Origin of the sequence: Streptomyces rishiriensis, assembly GCF_030815485.1 — a bacterium.
Lineage (GTDB): Bacteria > Actinomycetota > Actinomycetes > Streptomycetales > Streptomycetaceae > Streptomyces > Streptomyces rishiriensis_A.
This window is the reverse complement of the sequence record NZ_JAUSWV010000002.1, coordinates 5,518,411-5,533,573: the sequence shown is the minus strand read 5'-3', so window position 1 is coordinate 5,533,573 and position 15,163 is coordinate 5,518,411. Positions and strand designations below refer to the sequence as shown.

Annotated in this window: 9 protein-coding genes and 1 pseudogene; 6 read left to right on the top strand and 4 right to left on the bottom strand. The window is 69.5% G+C overall.

Annotation, left to right across the window (positions count from 1 at the left end; translation table 11 throughout):
- Positions 1 to 3: 3 nt before the first annotated feature.
- The 3 genes and pseudogenes from QF030_RS27220 to QF030_RS27210 all read right to left on the bottom strand — a co-directional run bounded on the left by QF030_RS27220 (position 4) and on the right by QF030_RS27210 (position 3,569).
- Complete coding sequence (locus tag QF030_RS27220) at positions 4 to 1,017, bottom strand: ABC transporter permease (RefSeq protein ID WP_307165238.1); 1,014 nt, start codon at positions 1,015 to 1,017, stop codon at positions 4 to 6.
- A complete protein-coding gene (locus tag QF030_RS27215; RefSeq protein WP_307165237.1) occupies positions 1,010 to 1,933 on the bottom strand; it encodes an ABC transporter permease in 924 nt (307 codons plus the stop codon). Before QF030_RS27215 ends, QF030_RS27220 begins: the two co-directional genes overlap by 8 nt.
- Before the next feature lie 6 nt (positions 1,934 to 1,939).
- A pseudogene (locus QF030_RS27210) lies at positions 1,940 to 3,569 on the bottom strand (peptide ABC transporter substrate-binding protein).
- A gap of 553 nt (positions 3,570 to 4,122) precedes the next feature.
- Between QF030_RS27210 and QF030_RS27205 the strand changes: the two are divergent.
- The 6 genes from QF030_RS27205 (at position 4,123) to QF030_RS27180 (ending at position 11,547) form a co-directional block, all read left to right on the top strand.
- The gene (locus QF030_RS27205; RefSeq protein WP_307165236.1) at positions 4,123 to 5,151 is read left to right on the top strand and encodes an ABC transporter permease; all 1,029 of its coding nucleotides are present in this window, start codon (positions 4,123 to 4,125) and stop codon (positions 5,149 to 5,151) included.
- Positions 5,152 to 5,228: 77 nt separating this feature from the next.
- A complete protein-coding gene (locus QF030_RS27200) occupies positions 5,229 to 6,989 on the top strand; it encodes an ABC transporter substrate-binding protein (protein ID WP_307165235.1) in 1,761 nt (586 codons plus the stop codon).
- A 103-nt stretch (positions 6,990 to 7,092) separates the two neighbouring features.
- Positions 7,093 to 8,073: an ABC transporter permease gene (locus QF030_RS27195; RefSeq protein WP_307165234.1), complete on the top strand. Its 981-nt coding sequence runs from the start codon at positions 7,093 to 7,095 to the stop codon at positions 8,071 to 8,073.
- A 48-nt stretch (positions 8,074 to 8,121) separates the two neighbouring features.
- On the top strand, positions 8,122 to 9,159 hold the full coding sequence (locus QF030_RS27190) for an ABC transporter ATP-binding protein (protein WP_307165233.1): 1,038 nt from the start codon (positions 8,122 to 8,124) through the stop codon (positions 9,157 to 9,159).
- Positions 9,160 to 9,185: 26 nt separating this feature from the next.
- On the top strand, positions 9,186 to 10,247 hold the full coding sequence (locus tag QF030_RS27185) for an ABC transporter ATP-binding protein (RefSeq protein ID WP_307165232.1): 1,062 nt from the start codon (positions 9,186 to 9,188) through the stop codon (positions 10,245 to 10,247).
- A 514-nt stretch (positions 10,248 to 10,761) separates the two neighbouring features.
- Positions 10,762 to 11,547, top strand: coding sequence for an AfsR/SARP family transcriptional regulator (locus QF030_RS27180; protein WP_307165231.1), 786 nt, complete (start codon positions 10,762 to 10,764; stop codon positions 11,545 to 11,547).
- 6 nt (positions 11,548 to 11,553) lie between these two features.
- On the opposite strand, the gene QF030_RS27175 is transcribed toward QF030_RS27180, so the two are convergent.
- Positions 11,554 to 14,931 carry an AfsR/SARP family transcriptional regulator gene (locus QF030_RS27175; RefSeq protein ID WP_307165230.1) on the bottom strand — a complete coding sequence of 1,126 codons (3,378 nt, stop codon included), beginning with the start codon at positions 14,929 to 14,931 and terminating at the stop codon, positions 11,554 to 11,556.
- Between the last annotated feature and the right edge of the window lie 232 nt (positions 14,932 to 15,163).

Below are 15,163 nucleotides of genomic sequence, written 5' to 3'. Positions count from 1 at the left end.
CCGTCACCTCAGCTTCGGGTCGAGGGCGTCGCGCACCGCGTCGCCGAGCATGATGAACGCCAGGACCGTGAGGGCCAGGGCGCCCGAGGGCCACAGCAGGGCGTGCGGGGCGTTGCGGATGTAGGGCGAGGCGGCGGAGATGTCGATGCCCCAGGAGACGGTCGGCGGCTTCAGCCCGACGCCGAGGTAGGACAGGGTCGCCTCCAGGGCGATGAACGTGCCGAGCGCGATGGTCGCCACGACGATCACCGGAGCGACCGCGTTCGGCGCGATGTGCCGCAGCAGCAGCCGGGAGTGGGGGGCGCCCAGGGCCCGGGCCGCTTGGACGTAGTCGTTCTGCTTGACGGTGATCACCGAGCCGCGGGCGATCCGGGAGATCTGGGGCCAGCCGAGCAGCACCATGAACCCGATGACCGGCCAGACCGTATTGCTGGTCACGACGGACAGGAGGACCAGGCCGCCGAGGACGACCGGGATGGCGAAGAAGACGTCGGTGATCCGGGACAGGACCGAGTCGCCCACCCCGCCGAAGAACCCCGCGAGTCCGCCCAGCACGCTGCCGAACAGGGCGACGCCGAGGGTGGCCAGGACGCCGACCGTGACGGACGTACGGGCGCCGTAGACGACGCGCGTGTAGACGTCGCAGCCCTGGCCGTCGAAGCCGAACGGGTGGCCGGGCTGGGAGCCCTCCTGGGCCTTGGCGAGGTCGCACTTGAGGGGGCTCAGCCAGGTGATGGAACCGGGCCACAGGGACACGAAGACCAGGAAGAGGATGACCAGGCCGGAGACCATGAAGACCGGGTTGCGGCGCAGGTCCCGCCAGGCGTCGGACCAGAGGGAACGGGCCTTCTCGGACGGCCCGGTGCCCTGCGGTCCGCCGGGGGTCTTCTCGAGGGTCTCGCCCTCCGCCGTGGCCAGGTCCATCGCGCCGCCCATGCCGGTGTCGGCGATGGCTCCGTCCTCCGGGGTACGGCCGGCGCCCGGCAGGTGGTGCTCCGGCGGCGTCGGCTCAGGCATAGCGGATCCTCGGGTCGAGTACGGCGTACAGGAGGTCGACGAGCAGGTTGGCCACCAGGAAGACCAGGACGAGGACGGTCACGAAGCCGACGACGGTCTGGGTGTTCTGGCGGAGGATCCCCTGGTAGAGCTGGAAGCCGACACCGTGGATGTTGAAGATGCGCTCGGTGACGATCGCACCGCCCATCAGGGCGCCGATGTCGGTGCCGATGAAGGTGACCACGGGGATGAGGGAGTTGCGCAGCAGATGCCGGGTGACGACCCGGCGGCGGGGCAGCCCCTTGGCGACGGCCGTCCGGACGTAGTCGGACCGTCTGTTCTCCGCGATGGAGGTGCGGGTCAGCCGGGTGACGTACGCCAGGGAGACGGAGGCGAGCACCAGGCCCGGCACGATCAGCTCGCCGAAGGTGGCTTCCGAGGAGACCGACGGTTTGATCCAGCCCCATTCGACGCCGAGCAGCAGCTGGAGCAGCAGGCCGGTGACGAAGGTGGGGACGGAGATGACGACGAGGGTGAGCAGCAGGACCCCGGTGTCGACCGGCCGGCCGCGGCGCAGACCCGTCACGACGCCGAGGGTGATGCCGATGACGATCTCGAAGAGGATCGCGACGATCGTCAGCCGGATGGTGACCGGGAAGGCCGTCGCCATCAGCTCGGTGACCGGCTGGCCGTTGAACGCCGTACCGAAGTCTCCGGTGAAGACGTTCCCCATGTAGGTCAGGTACTGCTGCCAGACCGGCTTGTCGAGGCCGAACTCCTTCTTCAGCTGGGTGGCGGTGGCGGGGTCGCACTCCCGGTCGCCGCACAGGCCCGCGACGGGGTCGCCCATCACGTTCACCATCAGGAAGATCAGCAGCGTGGCACCGATGAACACCGGGATCATCTGGAGCAGGCGCCGGATCACATACCGGCCCATGGCGGGTCAGCCGACCTTGATCTCGTTGTAGACCGGGACGGAGAACGGGTTGAGCTTGACGTTCGAGAGCCGCTCCGAGTAGCCGGCGCTGCCGTTCTGGTACCAGAGCGGGATGGCGGCCATGTTGTCGCGGACGACCTCCTCGGCCTGCTGGAAGGTCTGCACGGCCTTGGCCGTGTCGGTCTCGGCGTTGGCCTTGTCGACGAGCGAGTCGAATTCCTTGTCGGACCACTTGCCGTCGTTGGAGGAGGCGTTCGTGTAGTAGAGCGGCTGGAGGAAGTTCTGGATGAGGGGGTAGTCCATCTGCCACCCCCGCCCGGAAGGGGCCGGTCATCTTGCGGTCGCCGATCTGGGTGCGGAAGTCCGCGAAGGTACCGACCGGGTTGCCGACGCAGGCCTTGTCGTTGTCGAGGGCGTTGTTGATCGAGTTGCAGACCGCGTCGACCCACTGTTTGTGAGATCCGGTGTCCGCGTTGTATGTGATCTTCACCTGGCCGCCGGGCAGGCCGCCACCCTCCTGGATGAGCTTCTTCGCCGCGGCGGGGTCGTAGTCGCAGGCGTCCCCGCACAGCCCTTCCTTGAAGCCGCCCTCCTCGCCGAGCACCGGGGAGGTCCAGTCGGTGGCGGGGGTGCGGGTGTTCTGGAAGATCGTCTCGGTGATCTGCTTGCGGTCGATCGCGCGGGAGAGGCCGGTACGGACCTTGTCCGAGCCGGAGGTGTTCCACTTCTTGTCGTAGAAGGGGAAGGCCAGGGTCTGGATGATGCCGGCGGGGGTGTTCAGATAGCGGTCGCCGAGGTCGTTCTTGACGTTCTTGAGCTGGGCCGCGGGCACGTCGTCGACGAGGTCGAGGTTGCCGGCCAGCAGGTCGGTGTAGGCGGTGTTGTTGTCGGTGTAGACCTTCAGGGTCACGCCGCCGTTCTCCGCCTTGTCGTCGCCGGGGTAGCCGTCCCACTTCTTCAGGGCCATCTGGGAGCCCTTGGTGTAGGAGTCGATCGTGTACGGCCCGTTTCCGATCGGTTTCTTCAGCCAGTTCGCGTGGTCGGTGAAGAAGGCCTGGGGCAGCGGGGCGTAGGCGGGGTAGCCCAGGGTGTCGGGGAAGGTGGAGAACTTCTGCTTGAGCTTGACGGTGAAGGTCCGGTCGTTCACGACCTTGAGCCCGGAGAGGACGTCGGTCGTCTGCGAGCCGCTGGCGGGGTGGGCCGCCGTGTAGCCGTCGATGTACTCGAAGAAGTAGGCGTTCTTCTGGTTGTTCTTCAGACTCGCCGCGTAGTTCCAGGCGGTGACGAAGGATTTCGACGTCACTTTTTCGCCATTGCTGAACGTCCAGCCGTCCTTGACGGTGATGGTGAAGTTCTGGGAGTCGGTGGTCTCGATCTTCTCGGCCAGCATGTCCTCGGCCGCGCCGGTCTCGGGGTTGTACTTCTTCAGGCTGCGGAAGATCATGTCGAGGACCTTGCCGCCCTGCACCTCGTTGGTGTTGGCGGGCTCCAGCGGGTTCTGCGGGTCTCCCCAGGACGAGCTGAGCACGGCGCCGCCGTCGCCGCCGCTGTCGCTCCCCCCGCCCCCGCACGCCGTCGCCGCGAGTGCTGCCGCCGCCGCGCATGCGGCCCACTTGGCGTGCGTGGCTCCACGCATGGATGCCTCCTCATTGACCGCGCTTTACCTGAGCGCTCTGCCGTCAGTACCGAAGCACTGATCCATTACGGGTAAATATCAACTTAAAAGGTGCATGACGCACACGGGCCGCGCCCAACGGGAGGCCTTCGGAGGGCTATTCGGGGGACGGCACAAGTGCGCCGGCGGCCGGCAGCAGGATCCTGGCGGGGGGTCGAAAAGGATCTTCTTCGCAGGTCACAATGGATCTTCGATGTAGTGCGCAACGGATCGCCGCGATCCGATGCGGAACCGTTGGATTGTGACCCCGAGATGTACGCATTCCGACACCCCGGGGTCCGAATATCGAACTCCTTGCCCGTTTCGCGTAGTTGGTCCGAATTCAGACACGGAACGATTACGGCGCGCTACACGCGTAGCTACGATATGGTCAAGTCGGGGTAAAGAAAGTAAAGAGAAAACCAAGGCAGACCAGAATTTATTGACCGTGAACGAATTGCGTTGAAAAAGTCCGGCGTAGCCCGTAGGGAGTGCCCTGCGGAGTCATCAGACCCTCCCGTGGGCCAGGAGCACCATGACCCCCCCAACTCCATCAGCGGCTGCCCCGCTCGAGGTGACCGACGAGAGCGTCGAGAAGTCGCCTACGCCCTCCACCTCCAAGGGCGGCGAGGGCCGCTCCCCCGGACGGCTGGCGTGGAACCGCTTCAAGCGGGACCGCACGGGCGTCATATCAGCGTGCACCGTGAGCTTCTTCTTCGTGGTCGCCGTCGCCGCTCCGTTGATAGCCAAGCTGTACGGCAAGGACCCGTACACCACGTACGCCAGCCAGCGCCCCGAACTGCTCAACCCCTTCGCCTACCCGTCAGGCCCGAACGGCGGCATGAGCTCCGAGTTCTGGTTCGGCATCGAACCCCAGTTGGGGCGCGACGTCTTCACCTTCCTGCTCTACGCGATCCGCAACTCGCTGGGCATCGCGCTCGCCGCCACCGTGCTCACCGTGGTCCTCGGAGTGGTCATCGGCACCACCGCCGGCTACCTCGGCGGCAAGACGGACTACCTCGTGGGCCGGGTCATCGACATCCTGCTGTCGTTCCCGTCCACGCTCTTCTTCATCGCCTTCATGCCGGTCGTGTTCGGCCTCTTCGTCGCTCCCGACGAGGAGATCCCGACCTGGCTGCGGGCCACGGCTCTGATCATCGTCCTCTCCGCCTTCGGGTGGGCGTCCATCGCCCGACTGCTGCGCGGCCAGGTACTGGGCCTGCGTGAACGGGAGTTCGTCGAGGCCGCGAAGGTCACGGGTGCATCACCGGGGCGTATCGTCTTCAAGGAGCTGCTGCCCAACCTGTGGACGCCGATCATCATCCAGACGACGCTGATGCTCCCGGCGTACGTCACCGCCGAGGCGGGTCTGGCCTTCCTCGGAGTCGGCATGATCGACCCGACCCCGGACTGGGGCGTCATGATCGCGCGGGGTGCAAGTTTCTACACCGAGGACCTCACGTTCATGCTCTTCCCGGGCCTGTCCATGGTGATCTTCGTCCTCGCGTTCAACCTGCTCGGCGACTCGGTGCGTGACGCACTCGACCCGAAGTCCAAGCGCTAGCTCCAGCCCTCTTCACGACCACGGCAAGGACGCCGGGGGGCCGGCTCTCTCATCACTCCCACTTCAAGGCAGGCAGCATGTCCTTCTCGCGCAGAAACTTCCTCATCGCCACCGGCGTCGCCGCGGCGTCGACGTCGGTGCTGAGCGCCTGCAGCAGCGGCGACGAGGGGGGCTCCTCGCAGGACAAGGCCCCCAAGGTCACCGGGGCCAAGACCGTCGAGATCCCGGTCGGCACCAAGGCCGACTCCACCGGTCCGGCCGCCGAGGTGCCCGGCGCGGTCACGGGCGGGACGATCTACTCGCTCCAGCAGTTCGACATGGACCACATGGACCCGGCGCAGATCTACGTCTCGACCGAGGCCGCCATCACCGTGCCGATCATGCGCGGTCTGACCGGCTACAAGCTGGACGCCAAGGGCAACGCCACCCTCGTCGGCGACGCCGCGACCGACGCCGGCACCATGAAGGACGGCGGCAAGACCTGGACCTTCACGCTGAAGGACGGTCTGAAGTGGGAGGACGGCGTCGAGGTCTCCTCGGCCGACCTCCGCCACACCTTCGAGCGCCTCTTCGCCACCTTCGTCACCGAGGGTCCGCGCTACGTCCAGGACTTCCTGGTGGGCGGCGACAAGTACAAGGGCCCGTACGAGGGCAAGAGCCTCGACTCGATCGAGGTCGACGGCAAGACCATCACCTTCCGTCTCAAGGAAGCCCGCGCCGACTTCAACTTCACGCTCGCGATGCGCGCTTACTCCCTGGTGCCGAAGAAGCACGACACCAAGGAGAAGTACGACAAGCAGCCGATCTCCTGCGGCCCGTACAAGGTCGACAACCGGAACATCGGCAAGTCGATGACCTTCGTGCGCAACGAGCACTGGGACCCGAAGACGGACGCGATCCGCAACGCCTACCCGGACAAGTACATCTTCCAGATGGGCTACGAGCTGGTGGCGTCGACCGACCGCTGGATCGCGGACAAGGGCACCGACCAGTACGCGGTGCCGATCTTCAACGAGGTCGCGCCCGAGCGCATCGCCCAGGTCCTCACCAACGCCGACCTGAAGAAGCGCGTCCTCAACGCGGTCGACACGGTCACCTACTACTGGCCGATCAACATGACCCGGATCAAGGACCTCAAGGTCCGCCAGGCCATCAACTACGCCTGGCCGCACCAGCAGCTGCAGACCATCGGTGGCGGTGCCTACAGCCAGGAGATCGCCACCACGATCTTCGCCCCGGTGACGCCCGGCTACACGAAGTTCGACCTGTACGGCGTGGACAAGAAGCCGGGCGGCGACCCCGCCAAGGCCAAGGCCCTGCTGAAGGAGGCCGGCAAGGTCGGCCAGAAGCTGGTCATCGCCTACCAGCAGTCGGACACCGCGGTGAAGACCGCCGTGGCCATCAAGAACGCTCTGGAAGCGGCCGGCTTCACGGTCGTCAACAAGCAGGTCGACAAGTCGACCTTCTACACCCAGATCGGCAAGATCGACAACGACTTCGACCTGTTCGCGGCCGGCTGGAGCCCGGACTGGCCGAACGGCTACTCGCAGTTCTACCCCTGCTGGAGCGGCAAGAACATCGGCGACGGCCGCAGCAACTACGCCCAGCTGAACGACCCGAGCGTCAACAAGGCGATCGACGCGGCCTCCCAGATCGCGGACGTGGAGGAGGCCAACAAGGCCTGGGGCAACATCGACAAGATGATCATGGAGCTGGCCGCGGTCGTCCCGGACTACCACAAGATCCGCAACTACCTGTACGGCTCCAAGGTCGGCAACGTCCTGTGGGACAACGCCAACACCTGCGTCGCGCTCTGCAAGCTGTACGCCAAGAAGTAAGCGCACGACCCCCGGGGGGTGGCCGTCACCATGGCCACCCCCCTGCGGCCCACCCCCCTCTCCTTACCGCGGCGACGGCGCCCCGTCCGGAAAGTCACGCCTCATGCTCCGCTTCCTTGTCCGCCGAGTCACCGGCGCGCTGGTCATTCTGTTGATCATCAGTGCCATCACCTTCTGGCTCTTCTACGCCGTGCCGCGTGACCCCGCCATGATGTCCTGCGGCAAGAACTGCACGCCTGAGAACCTCGCGCAGATCCGGAAGAACCTGGGCATCGACCACTCCATCCCGGTGCAGTACTGGTACTGGCTGAAGGGCGTCTTCGCCGGTCGCGACTACGCCGGTTACGGGTACTGCGACGCGCCCTGCTTCGGCTACTCCTTCGCCAACAACGTGCCGGTCTTCGAAACGATCATGGACCGCCTGCCGACCACCCTCTCGCTCGCCTTCGGCGCGGCCGCCGTCTTCCTGGTCCTCGGTGTCGGCGCGGGCATGCTCGCGGCTCTCAAGCAGGGCCGGTTCCTGGACAAGTTCGCCAGTTCGGCCTCGCTGCTCGGCTCGTCGCTGCAGATCTACTTCGTCGGCTACATCGCGATGTACTACTTCGTCGCACAGCTGGGATGGCTCGACCAGCCGTCGTGGACCCCGTTCAGCGAGGACCCGGTCGCCTGGTTCTCCGGACTGCTGCTGCCCTGGCTGGTCCTGGCGATCATCTTCACCGCCAACTACACCCGTATGACCCGCTCGCAGCTCGTCGAGCAGCTGAGCGAGGACTACGTCCGTACCGCCCGCGCCAAGGGCCTGTCCCGGGCGAACGTGTTCTTCCGGTTCGCCTGGCGCGGCGCGATGGGCCCCATCGTCACGGTGTTCGGCATCGACCTCGGGACGCTGATCGGCGGCGCCATCATCACCGAGCAGACCTTCAGCCTCCCGGGTATCGGCCGGCTCGCGGTGAAGTCCGTGGACCAGAGCGACCTGCCGATGCTGCTCGGTGTGACCCTCCTGGCGGCCGGCGCGATCGTCTTCTTCAACATCATCGTGGACGCCGTCTACGCCCTCATCGACCCGCGGATCCGGCTCGCCTGACCTCCGCCCCGCCCCCGACCTCTCGCATCACCCCCCAGGAGCGTCCCCGTGACGAGCACCGATCAGCAGCCCTTCCTCTCCGTCAGGGACCTGAAAGTCCATTTCTCCACCGAGGACGGCATCGTCAAGGCCGTCGACGGGCTCTCCTTCGACGTGCTGAAGGGCAAGACGCTCGGCATCGTCGGCGAGTCGGGTTCCGGCAAGTCGGTCACCAACCTGGCCGTCCTGGGTCTGCACGATCGCGATCGCACGGCGATCGAGGGCGAGATCCTGCTGGACGACAAGGAGCTGCTGACCGCCTCCGAGAAGGAGCTGGAGCGGCTGCGCGGCAACAAGATGTCGATGATCTTCCAGGACGCGCTGGCCTCGTTGTCGCCGTACCACACGATCGGCAAGCAGATCGCCGAGACGTACCGCAAGCACACCGGCGCCTCCAAGAGCCAGTCGCGGGTCCGGGCGATCGAGATGCTGAGGCGGGTGGGCATCCCCCAGCCGGAGGTCCGGGTGGACGACTACCCGCACCAGTTCTCCGGCGGTATGCGCCAGCGCGCGATGATCGCCATGGCGCTGGTCTGCGACCCGGAGCTGCTGATCGCCGACGAGCCGACCACGGCCCTCGACGTGACCGTGCAGGCCCAGATCATGGACCTGCTGAAGGACCTCCAGCAGGAGTTCGGCACCGCGATCATCTTCATCACGCACGACCTCGGCGTCATCGCCGACATCGCCGACGACGTCCTGGTGATGTACGGCGGCCGGTGCGTGGAGCGGGGCACCAAGAGGGAGGTGCTGCAGAGCCCGCAGCACCCGTACACGCTGGGCCTGCTGAGCTCGATGCCGAGCCTGGACCACCCGGTGGACGTTCCGCTCAACCCGATCCCCGGTTCGCCGCCCTCTTTGCTGAACCCGCCGACGGGCTGCCGCTTCCACCCCCGGTGCACCTTCGCCGAGAAGGTCGAAGGGGGCCTGTGCTCCCGGGAGCAGCCGCCGCTGGAGGTCACGAACGGCCGGGGCTCGGCCTGCCACCTCACCGCCGGCCAGCGCGCCGAATACTTCTCCGACCTCGCCGGCAGCGCCGCGAACTGACGTACAAGAGACGGGATTTCACCCCCATGAGCAGCACCACTCCCCTCCTGGACGTCTCCGGGCTCACCAAGCACTTCCCCATCAAGGGCGGCTTCCCGATCCGGCGTACGATCGGCGCCGTGCAGGCCGTCGACGGGCTGGACTTCCAGGTCGCCGAGGGCGAGAGCCTGGGCCTGGTCGGCGAGTCCGGCTGCGGCAAGTCGACGACGGGCCGGCTGATCACCCGGCTGCTGGAGCCGACGGGCGGCCGGATCTCGTACCGCGGCGAGGACATCACGCACGCGGGCCGCAGGCAGCTGAAGCCGATCCGCTCCGAGATCCAGATGATCTTCCAGGACCCCTACGCGTCGCTGAACCCGCGCCAGACGGTCGGAAAGATCATCTCCGGGCCGATGGAGATCAACGACATCCACCCGGCCGGCGGGCGCGAGGCGCGCGTGCGTGAGCTGCTGGAGATCGTCGGTCTCAACCCCGAGCACTACAACCGCTTCCCGCACGAGTTCTCCGGCGGCCAGCGCCAGCGCATCGGTGTCGCCCGGGCGCTGGCGCTCGAGCCGAAGCTGATCGTGGCCGACGAGCCGGTCTCCGCGCTCGACGTGTCGATCCAGGCGCAGGTGGTCAACCTGCTCCAGAAGGTCCAGCGGGACCTGGGCATCGCCTTCGTCTTCATCGCCCACGACCTGGCCGTCGTGCGGCACTTCTCGCAGCGCGTGGCGGTCATGTACCTCGGCCGGATCGTCGAGATCGCCGACCGCGACGACCTGTACGGCAACCCGCGCCACCCGTACACCCGGGCGCTGCTGTCCGCCGTGCCCGAGGCCACCGTGCAGGACGAGGGAGTCGCGGGCCGTGAGCGCATCCGCCTCGTCGGTGACGTGCCCTCGCCCATCAACCCGCCCACCGGCTGCCGCTTCCGTACCCGCTGCTGGAAGGCGACGGAGAAGTGCGCGACCGAGGCGCCGCCGCTGGTGCAGGTCGAGGGCAACAAGCCCGGCCACCTGACGGCGTGCCACTACCCCGAGACGGCGGATGTCCCGGCCACCGTGCCGGCTCCCCGTCTCGCCAAGGACCCCGAGACGGCGGCCTGACACACCCCTTTTCGTCAGCCGCCCTCTTTCGGAGCGGACTTTCCAGGCCCATTGACCCGAGCCCACGAACGTCCGGTCCAGGGGACGAAGGCCCGCGCTCACCCGGCGCGGGCCTTCACTCGTCCCTGTTGCCTTCACACGTCCCTGTTGCCCCTGCGGGCCCGCAGCCCACCAGGGCCGCGGGGAACTGCGCGACGAGCCACGACGCACCCGCACCCGCACCCGCACCTGACGAGACGGACCAGAACCACCACCCCTCAGGGGCGCGGGGTACTGCGCAATCGCCACCACGCACTCGCAGCCGACACCACGGGGGCCGAAGCCACCCCCTCAGGGGCGCGGGGAACTGCGCGACCAGCCACCCCGCACCCGCACCCCACGCACCCCCGCGCGCCCGGCACCCCCGGCACCCCCCGGCCGAGCCAAGTCGGCGGCAGCCGTGCAGCATCCATGCGCCAGCCGAACACCTCGCGCGCACAGTGGTGACTCGAGTGGTTCGAGGTACGGGGGGCACATGGAGATCCAGCTGCTGGGGTGCGTCGAGGCACGGGCCCGCTCGGGTGACAAGCTGCCGCTGCCGCACGGCACCAAGCTGCTGCTGGCGGCACTGGCCTGGACCCCCGGCGCGTTCGTCGCCGACGAGACGCTGATCGAGCGGGTGTGGCAGGAACGCCGGCCCCAGCACCCGCGCGACGCCCTGTACATCCAGGCCACCCGGCTGCGGAAGGCGCTGCGGGCCGACGGGCAGCTGACCGAGGGTTTCGAACTGATCCGCAAGCGCGGCGGTTACGTCCTCGCGATCGACGAACGCTGCGTCGACACCGCGCGGTTCCGCGCCCTGGTCCGGGAGGCGCAGCAGGAGGCCCGCGCCGGCGACACCGAGACGGCCCTGGGCCGCTACGCGCGGGCCCTGGAGCTGTGGCGGGGCGAGCCGCTGTCCGACGTGCGCACGGCCTGGGCCGAGTCGACACGGGTGACGCTGCGGCGTGAGCACCGGGAGGCACTGGTCGGCAGCACCGAGCTGTACCTGCGCGTGGGGCGGCACGAGGAGTGCCTGCCGCAGCTGCACTGGCTGGCCGAGATGCATCCCTTCGACGAGAAGGTCACGGGCCTGCTGATGCTCGCCCTGCACCGCGGGGGCCGCCAGGCGGACGCGCTGGACTCCTTCCAGCTGCTGCGCCTGCGGATGATCGACCTCCTGGGCTGCGAACCGGGCCCGGAACTGCGGTCCCTGCACGAACGGATCCTCGCCCGCGACCCGCGGCTGCGGCTCGGCAGCGCGTACGCCACGCCCGTGTGAACCGGCTCAGCCCTCGAAGTGCTCGGTCAGGTAGAGGGTGAGGCGGGACTCGGCGTCCGCAGGGAGTTCCCGGTGGCGATGGTGGGGCGTCGGGCGGTGCGGGGCGGATGCCCCGGGAGGGCGCCGGACACCCAGCGTCGCGTACAGGGCGGTCGCCTCCGTTCCGGCCTCGTGCGCCGGGCCGGCGTCGCCGTGGGCCTCGTGGGCGCGGGCCAGGGCCGCCGTGGCACGGGCGTGCAGGAGCCGCTGACCGGAGTCGCGGGCGAGGTCCGCCGCCAGGGTCGCCGCGTCGCGGGCCCGGGCGGGGGCGTCGGGGGCGGGGGTGGTGCCGGCGTCGGTGCCGGGCTCGGGATCGCTGTCGAGGAGCGTCAGGGCGGTGGTGAGGTGGACACGCGGAAGGGTGAGGGGGTTGCCGTCGGCCGCGAGGCGTTCGGCGCGCTCCAGATGGTCCAGGGCGTCGGCCGGGCGGCCCTGGGCGCGGGCCAGGTCGGCGCGGGCCAGCAGGACCTCGACGAGGCCCGCCCGGTGACCGGTGCGCTCGGCGATCTCGAAGGCGGCGTCGAGGTGTTCGGCGCTCTCCTCGGTGCGGCCCGCGCGCAGCTTCACCGAGGCCAGCCCGACCAGGCTGTCGACCTGGCAGTTGCGGTTCTCCACCCGCCGGGAGACGGCGAGGGCGTCCTCGTAGGCGAGGAGCGCGCGGTCGTCCTGGCCGGCGTCGGCGCGGACCCGGCCCAGCGCCTCCAGGGCCACCGCCTCCGTGTAGGTGGACCCGGAGTCGCGCGAGACCAGGAAACAGCTGCGCAGCGCCGCCGCCGCCTCGTCGAACCGGGCCTGCTTCTGCTGGACCAGGGCCAGGTTGACGAGGGCCATCGCGCGGTTGTGGTGGACCGTGTCGCCGATCAGGTCGAGGGCCGCGCACGCCGCCTCCTCGGCCGCGTCCAGCCGGCCCAGGGCGAGGTTCAGGGACGCCGTGTTGATCAGCATGATCTCCACGTTCCTGACGTTGTCCAGGGTGCGGTAGAGCGCCAGGGCGCGGTCGTAGCAGGGCAGCGCGCGGCGCAGTTCGCCCAGCAGCTTGAGGGTGACGCCCTTGCCCTGGAGGCTGCCGGCCTCGCCGTACGTCCAGCCGGCCCGGCGGGCCAGCCCCTCCGCCTCCTCGTACTCCGTCAGGGCGCCCCGCAGGTCACCGTTGCGCCAGCGGGCGCTGCCCAGGGACAGGCACATGGAGGCCTCGCCGACCTCGTCCCCGCCGCGCGCGGCCACCTCCCGGGCGAGGCTGGCCAGCCGCATCCAGTCGGAGAGCGGCCTGCGGTGGTGGAAGAGGTCCTGGAGCGCGTCCACCAGCCACCACACGTACGGCGCGGGACCGTGCTCGGCGGCGTGTCCGATCGCGGCCGCGATGTCGTCCCACTCGCGGTCGAACCAGGCGTACGCCTCCTCGGCGCCGGCGAACTCCCGCGGCGTGGAGCCCTCGACGGCGGGCGGGCGGGTGCGCATGACGTACAGGCCTGCCGCGGCCGCCGCGTTCACGACGCTCTGCAGGTAGTGGTCGAGGACGCGGGTGACGGCGGCGGTCCGCTCCTCGGAAGAGTCCTCGGCGGCCGTCCGGTCCCGGGCGTACTCGTGCACGAGGTCGTGCCAGGCCGGACGGCCGTGTTCGACGTCGCGCAGCAGATGGACCCGCTGGGCCAGCCGCAGCAGGTCGGCCAGGCGATGTTCGTCGGTCCCGGCGGCAGCGGCGGCCGCCGGGACCGACCGGCCGGTGCCCGGCAGCACGCCGAGCGAGCGGAAGGCCCGCCGGGCCTCCGCGGGCAGCGCCCCGTACGACAGGTCGAGCGCGGCCCGTACGGCGACGGACTCCTCGCCCTCGACATGCAGCCGGGCCAGTCGCCCCCGGTCCGCGAGATCACGGACGTATGCCCGGATACTGCCTGGCCGGTCGCCGATCCAGGAGCCCGCGACGCAGAGGGCGAGCGGCAGGTGGTCGCAGAGCTCGACGAGCCGGGCCGCGGCCTCCGGATCGGCGGCGACGGCCTCCGCGCCGACCGCGCCGCTGATCAGCTCCAGCGCTGCGGCACTGTCGAGGACGTCGCAGGACACCCGGTAGGCGCCGTCCAGGGTGACCAGGCCGCTGAGCTTGTCGCGGCTCGTCACCAGCGTGAGCGAGCCCGCCGACGCGGGCAGCAGCCGCCGTACGTACGACGCCTCGGCCACGTCGTCGAGGACGACCAGCACCCTGCGGTCCGCGAGCAGCGTCCGGTACAGCGCGGTCTGCGCCTCGGCGCCCAGCGGGATGTCGCGCGGGGCGCAGCCCAGGCCCTGGAGGAGCAGCGGCAGCGCCTCGCCGGGGGTCATCGGCTCGGCGTTGTCGAAGCCCCGCATGTCGAGGAAGAGCTGGCCGTCGGGGAAGCGGTCGGCGACCCGGTGGGCCCAGTTCAGCGCCAGTGCGCTCTTGCCGACGCCGGCCGGTCCCACGATCAGGGCGAGCGGCTCCGAGCTGCGCAGACAGGAGTCGAGGCGGTCGAGTTCAGGGTCACGGCCGACGAAACGGCGCGGGGTGGGCGGGAGTTGACGGGGCACGGGGCGCTCGGACGCCGGGGCGGACCGCTGGGGCGGGGCGCCCGCCGAGGTGCTGCCGCCGTCGCGCAGCAGCCGCTGGTGCAGGTCCCTGAGGTCGGCCGAGGGTTCCATGCCGAGTTCGTCCACCATGCGCCGGCGCAGCGCGGTGTACAGCTCCAGGGCCTCGGCGCTGCGGCCGTCCTGGTGCAGGGCACGCATCAGCAGGCCGTGCGGGCGTTCGCGCAGCGGGTGGGCGGCGGTCAGCCGGAGGAGTTCGGCGATCGCCTCGCGGTGCCGGCCGGTCTCGATCCCCGCCTCGGTCACCGCCTCGCGGGCCACGAGGTGCAGTTCGGCGAGGCGTTGGCGCTCGGCCTCGCGCACCGCGACCTCCGGCAGGTCGGTCAGCGGCTCGTCCCGCCACAGCGCGAGGGCCTGTTCACCGCTGCGCCGGGCCGTTCGCCAGTCGCCGTCGGACGCTGCCCGGGATGCCTCCCTGATGAGCCTCTCGAAGACCGGCAGATCGAGTTCGCCCGGGCCCACGTGCAGGACGTAGCCGGGCCGCCGGGTGGTCAGTAGCTCCGTCCCCACCGGGCCGAGGGCGCGCCGCACCTCCGCGACGAGGGCCCGTACCCGGGCCGCTCCCGCGCCGGGCGGCCGGTCGTCCCAAAGGCACTGAACCAGCCGGTCGACGGAGACGACATGGTTGGCGTGCAGCAGGAGCACGGCGCACAGCGCGCGTTGCCGGCCGGTGAGCACGACGGCCCGTCCGTCGATCTCGACGTCCAGCGGTCCGAGCAGGCGGAACCGGGGCCGTGGGGTGAGCATTCACAGAACGTAGTCCAGGGGGGACTGCCGGGCAACGCCGGTCTTCCCGATCGGGAACCGACGGACTCCCGGACGTCGGGATCCGGCCAATCCCAGGGGCCGGGGCCGGGGCGGCGGCCGGATGCCGTACGAGGCAGGGCGGCCGGGACCGGGCCGGGGCGGGCGCCGCGTGTCCCCCGTCGGTCGCCCGCCCCGAACGAAAGTCTCGCCGAGGCGCCTTTCCGAAGCCCTT

Coding starts and splice junctions, on each gene's coding strand:
- QF030_RS27220 (WP_307165238.1), bottom strand. CDS start 1,017: ATGCCTGAGCCGACGCCGCCGGAGCACCACCTGCCGGGCGCCGGCCGT.
- QF030_RS27215 (WP_307165237.1), bottom strand. CDS start 1,933: ATGGGCCGGTATGTGATCCGGCGCCTGCTCCAGATGATCCCGGTGTTC.
- QF030_RS27205 (WP_307165236.1), top strand. CDS start 4,123: ATGACCCCCCCAACTCCATCAGCGGCTGCCCCGCTCGAGGTGACCGAC.
- QF030_RS27200 (WP_307165235.1), top strand. CDS start 5,229: ATGTCCTTCTCGCGCAGAAACTTCCTCATCGCCACCGGCGTCGCCGCG.
- QF030_RS27195 (WP_307165234.1), top strand. CDS start 7,093: ATGCTCCGCTTCCTTGTCCGCCGAGTCACCGGCGCGCTGGTCATTCTG.
- QF030_RS27185 (WP_307165232.1), top strand. CDS start 9,186: ATGAGCAGCACCACTCCCCTCCTGGACGTCTCCGGGCTCACCAAGCAC.
- QF030_RS27180 (WP_307165231.1), top strand. CDS start 10,762: ATGGAGATCCAGCTGCTGGGGTGCGTCGAGGCACGGGCCCGCTCGGGT.
- QF030_RS27175 (WP_307165230.1), bottom strand. CDS start 14,931: ATGCTCACCCCACGGCCCCGGTTCCGCCTGCTCGGACCGCTGGACGTC.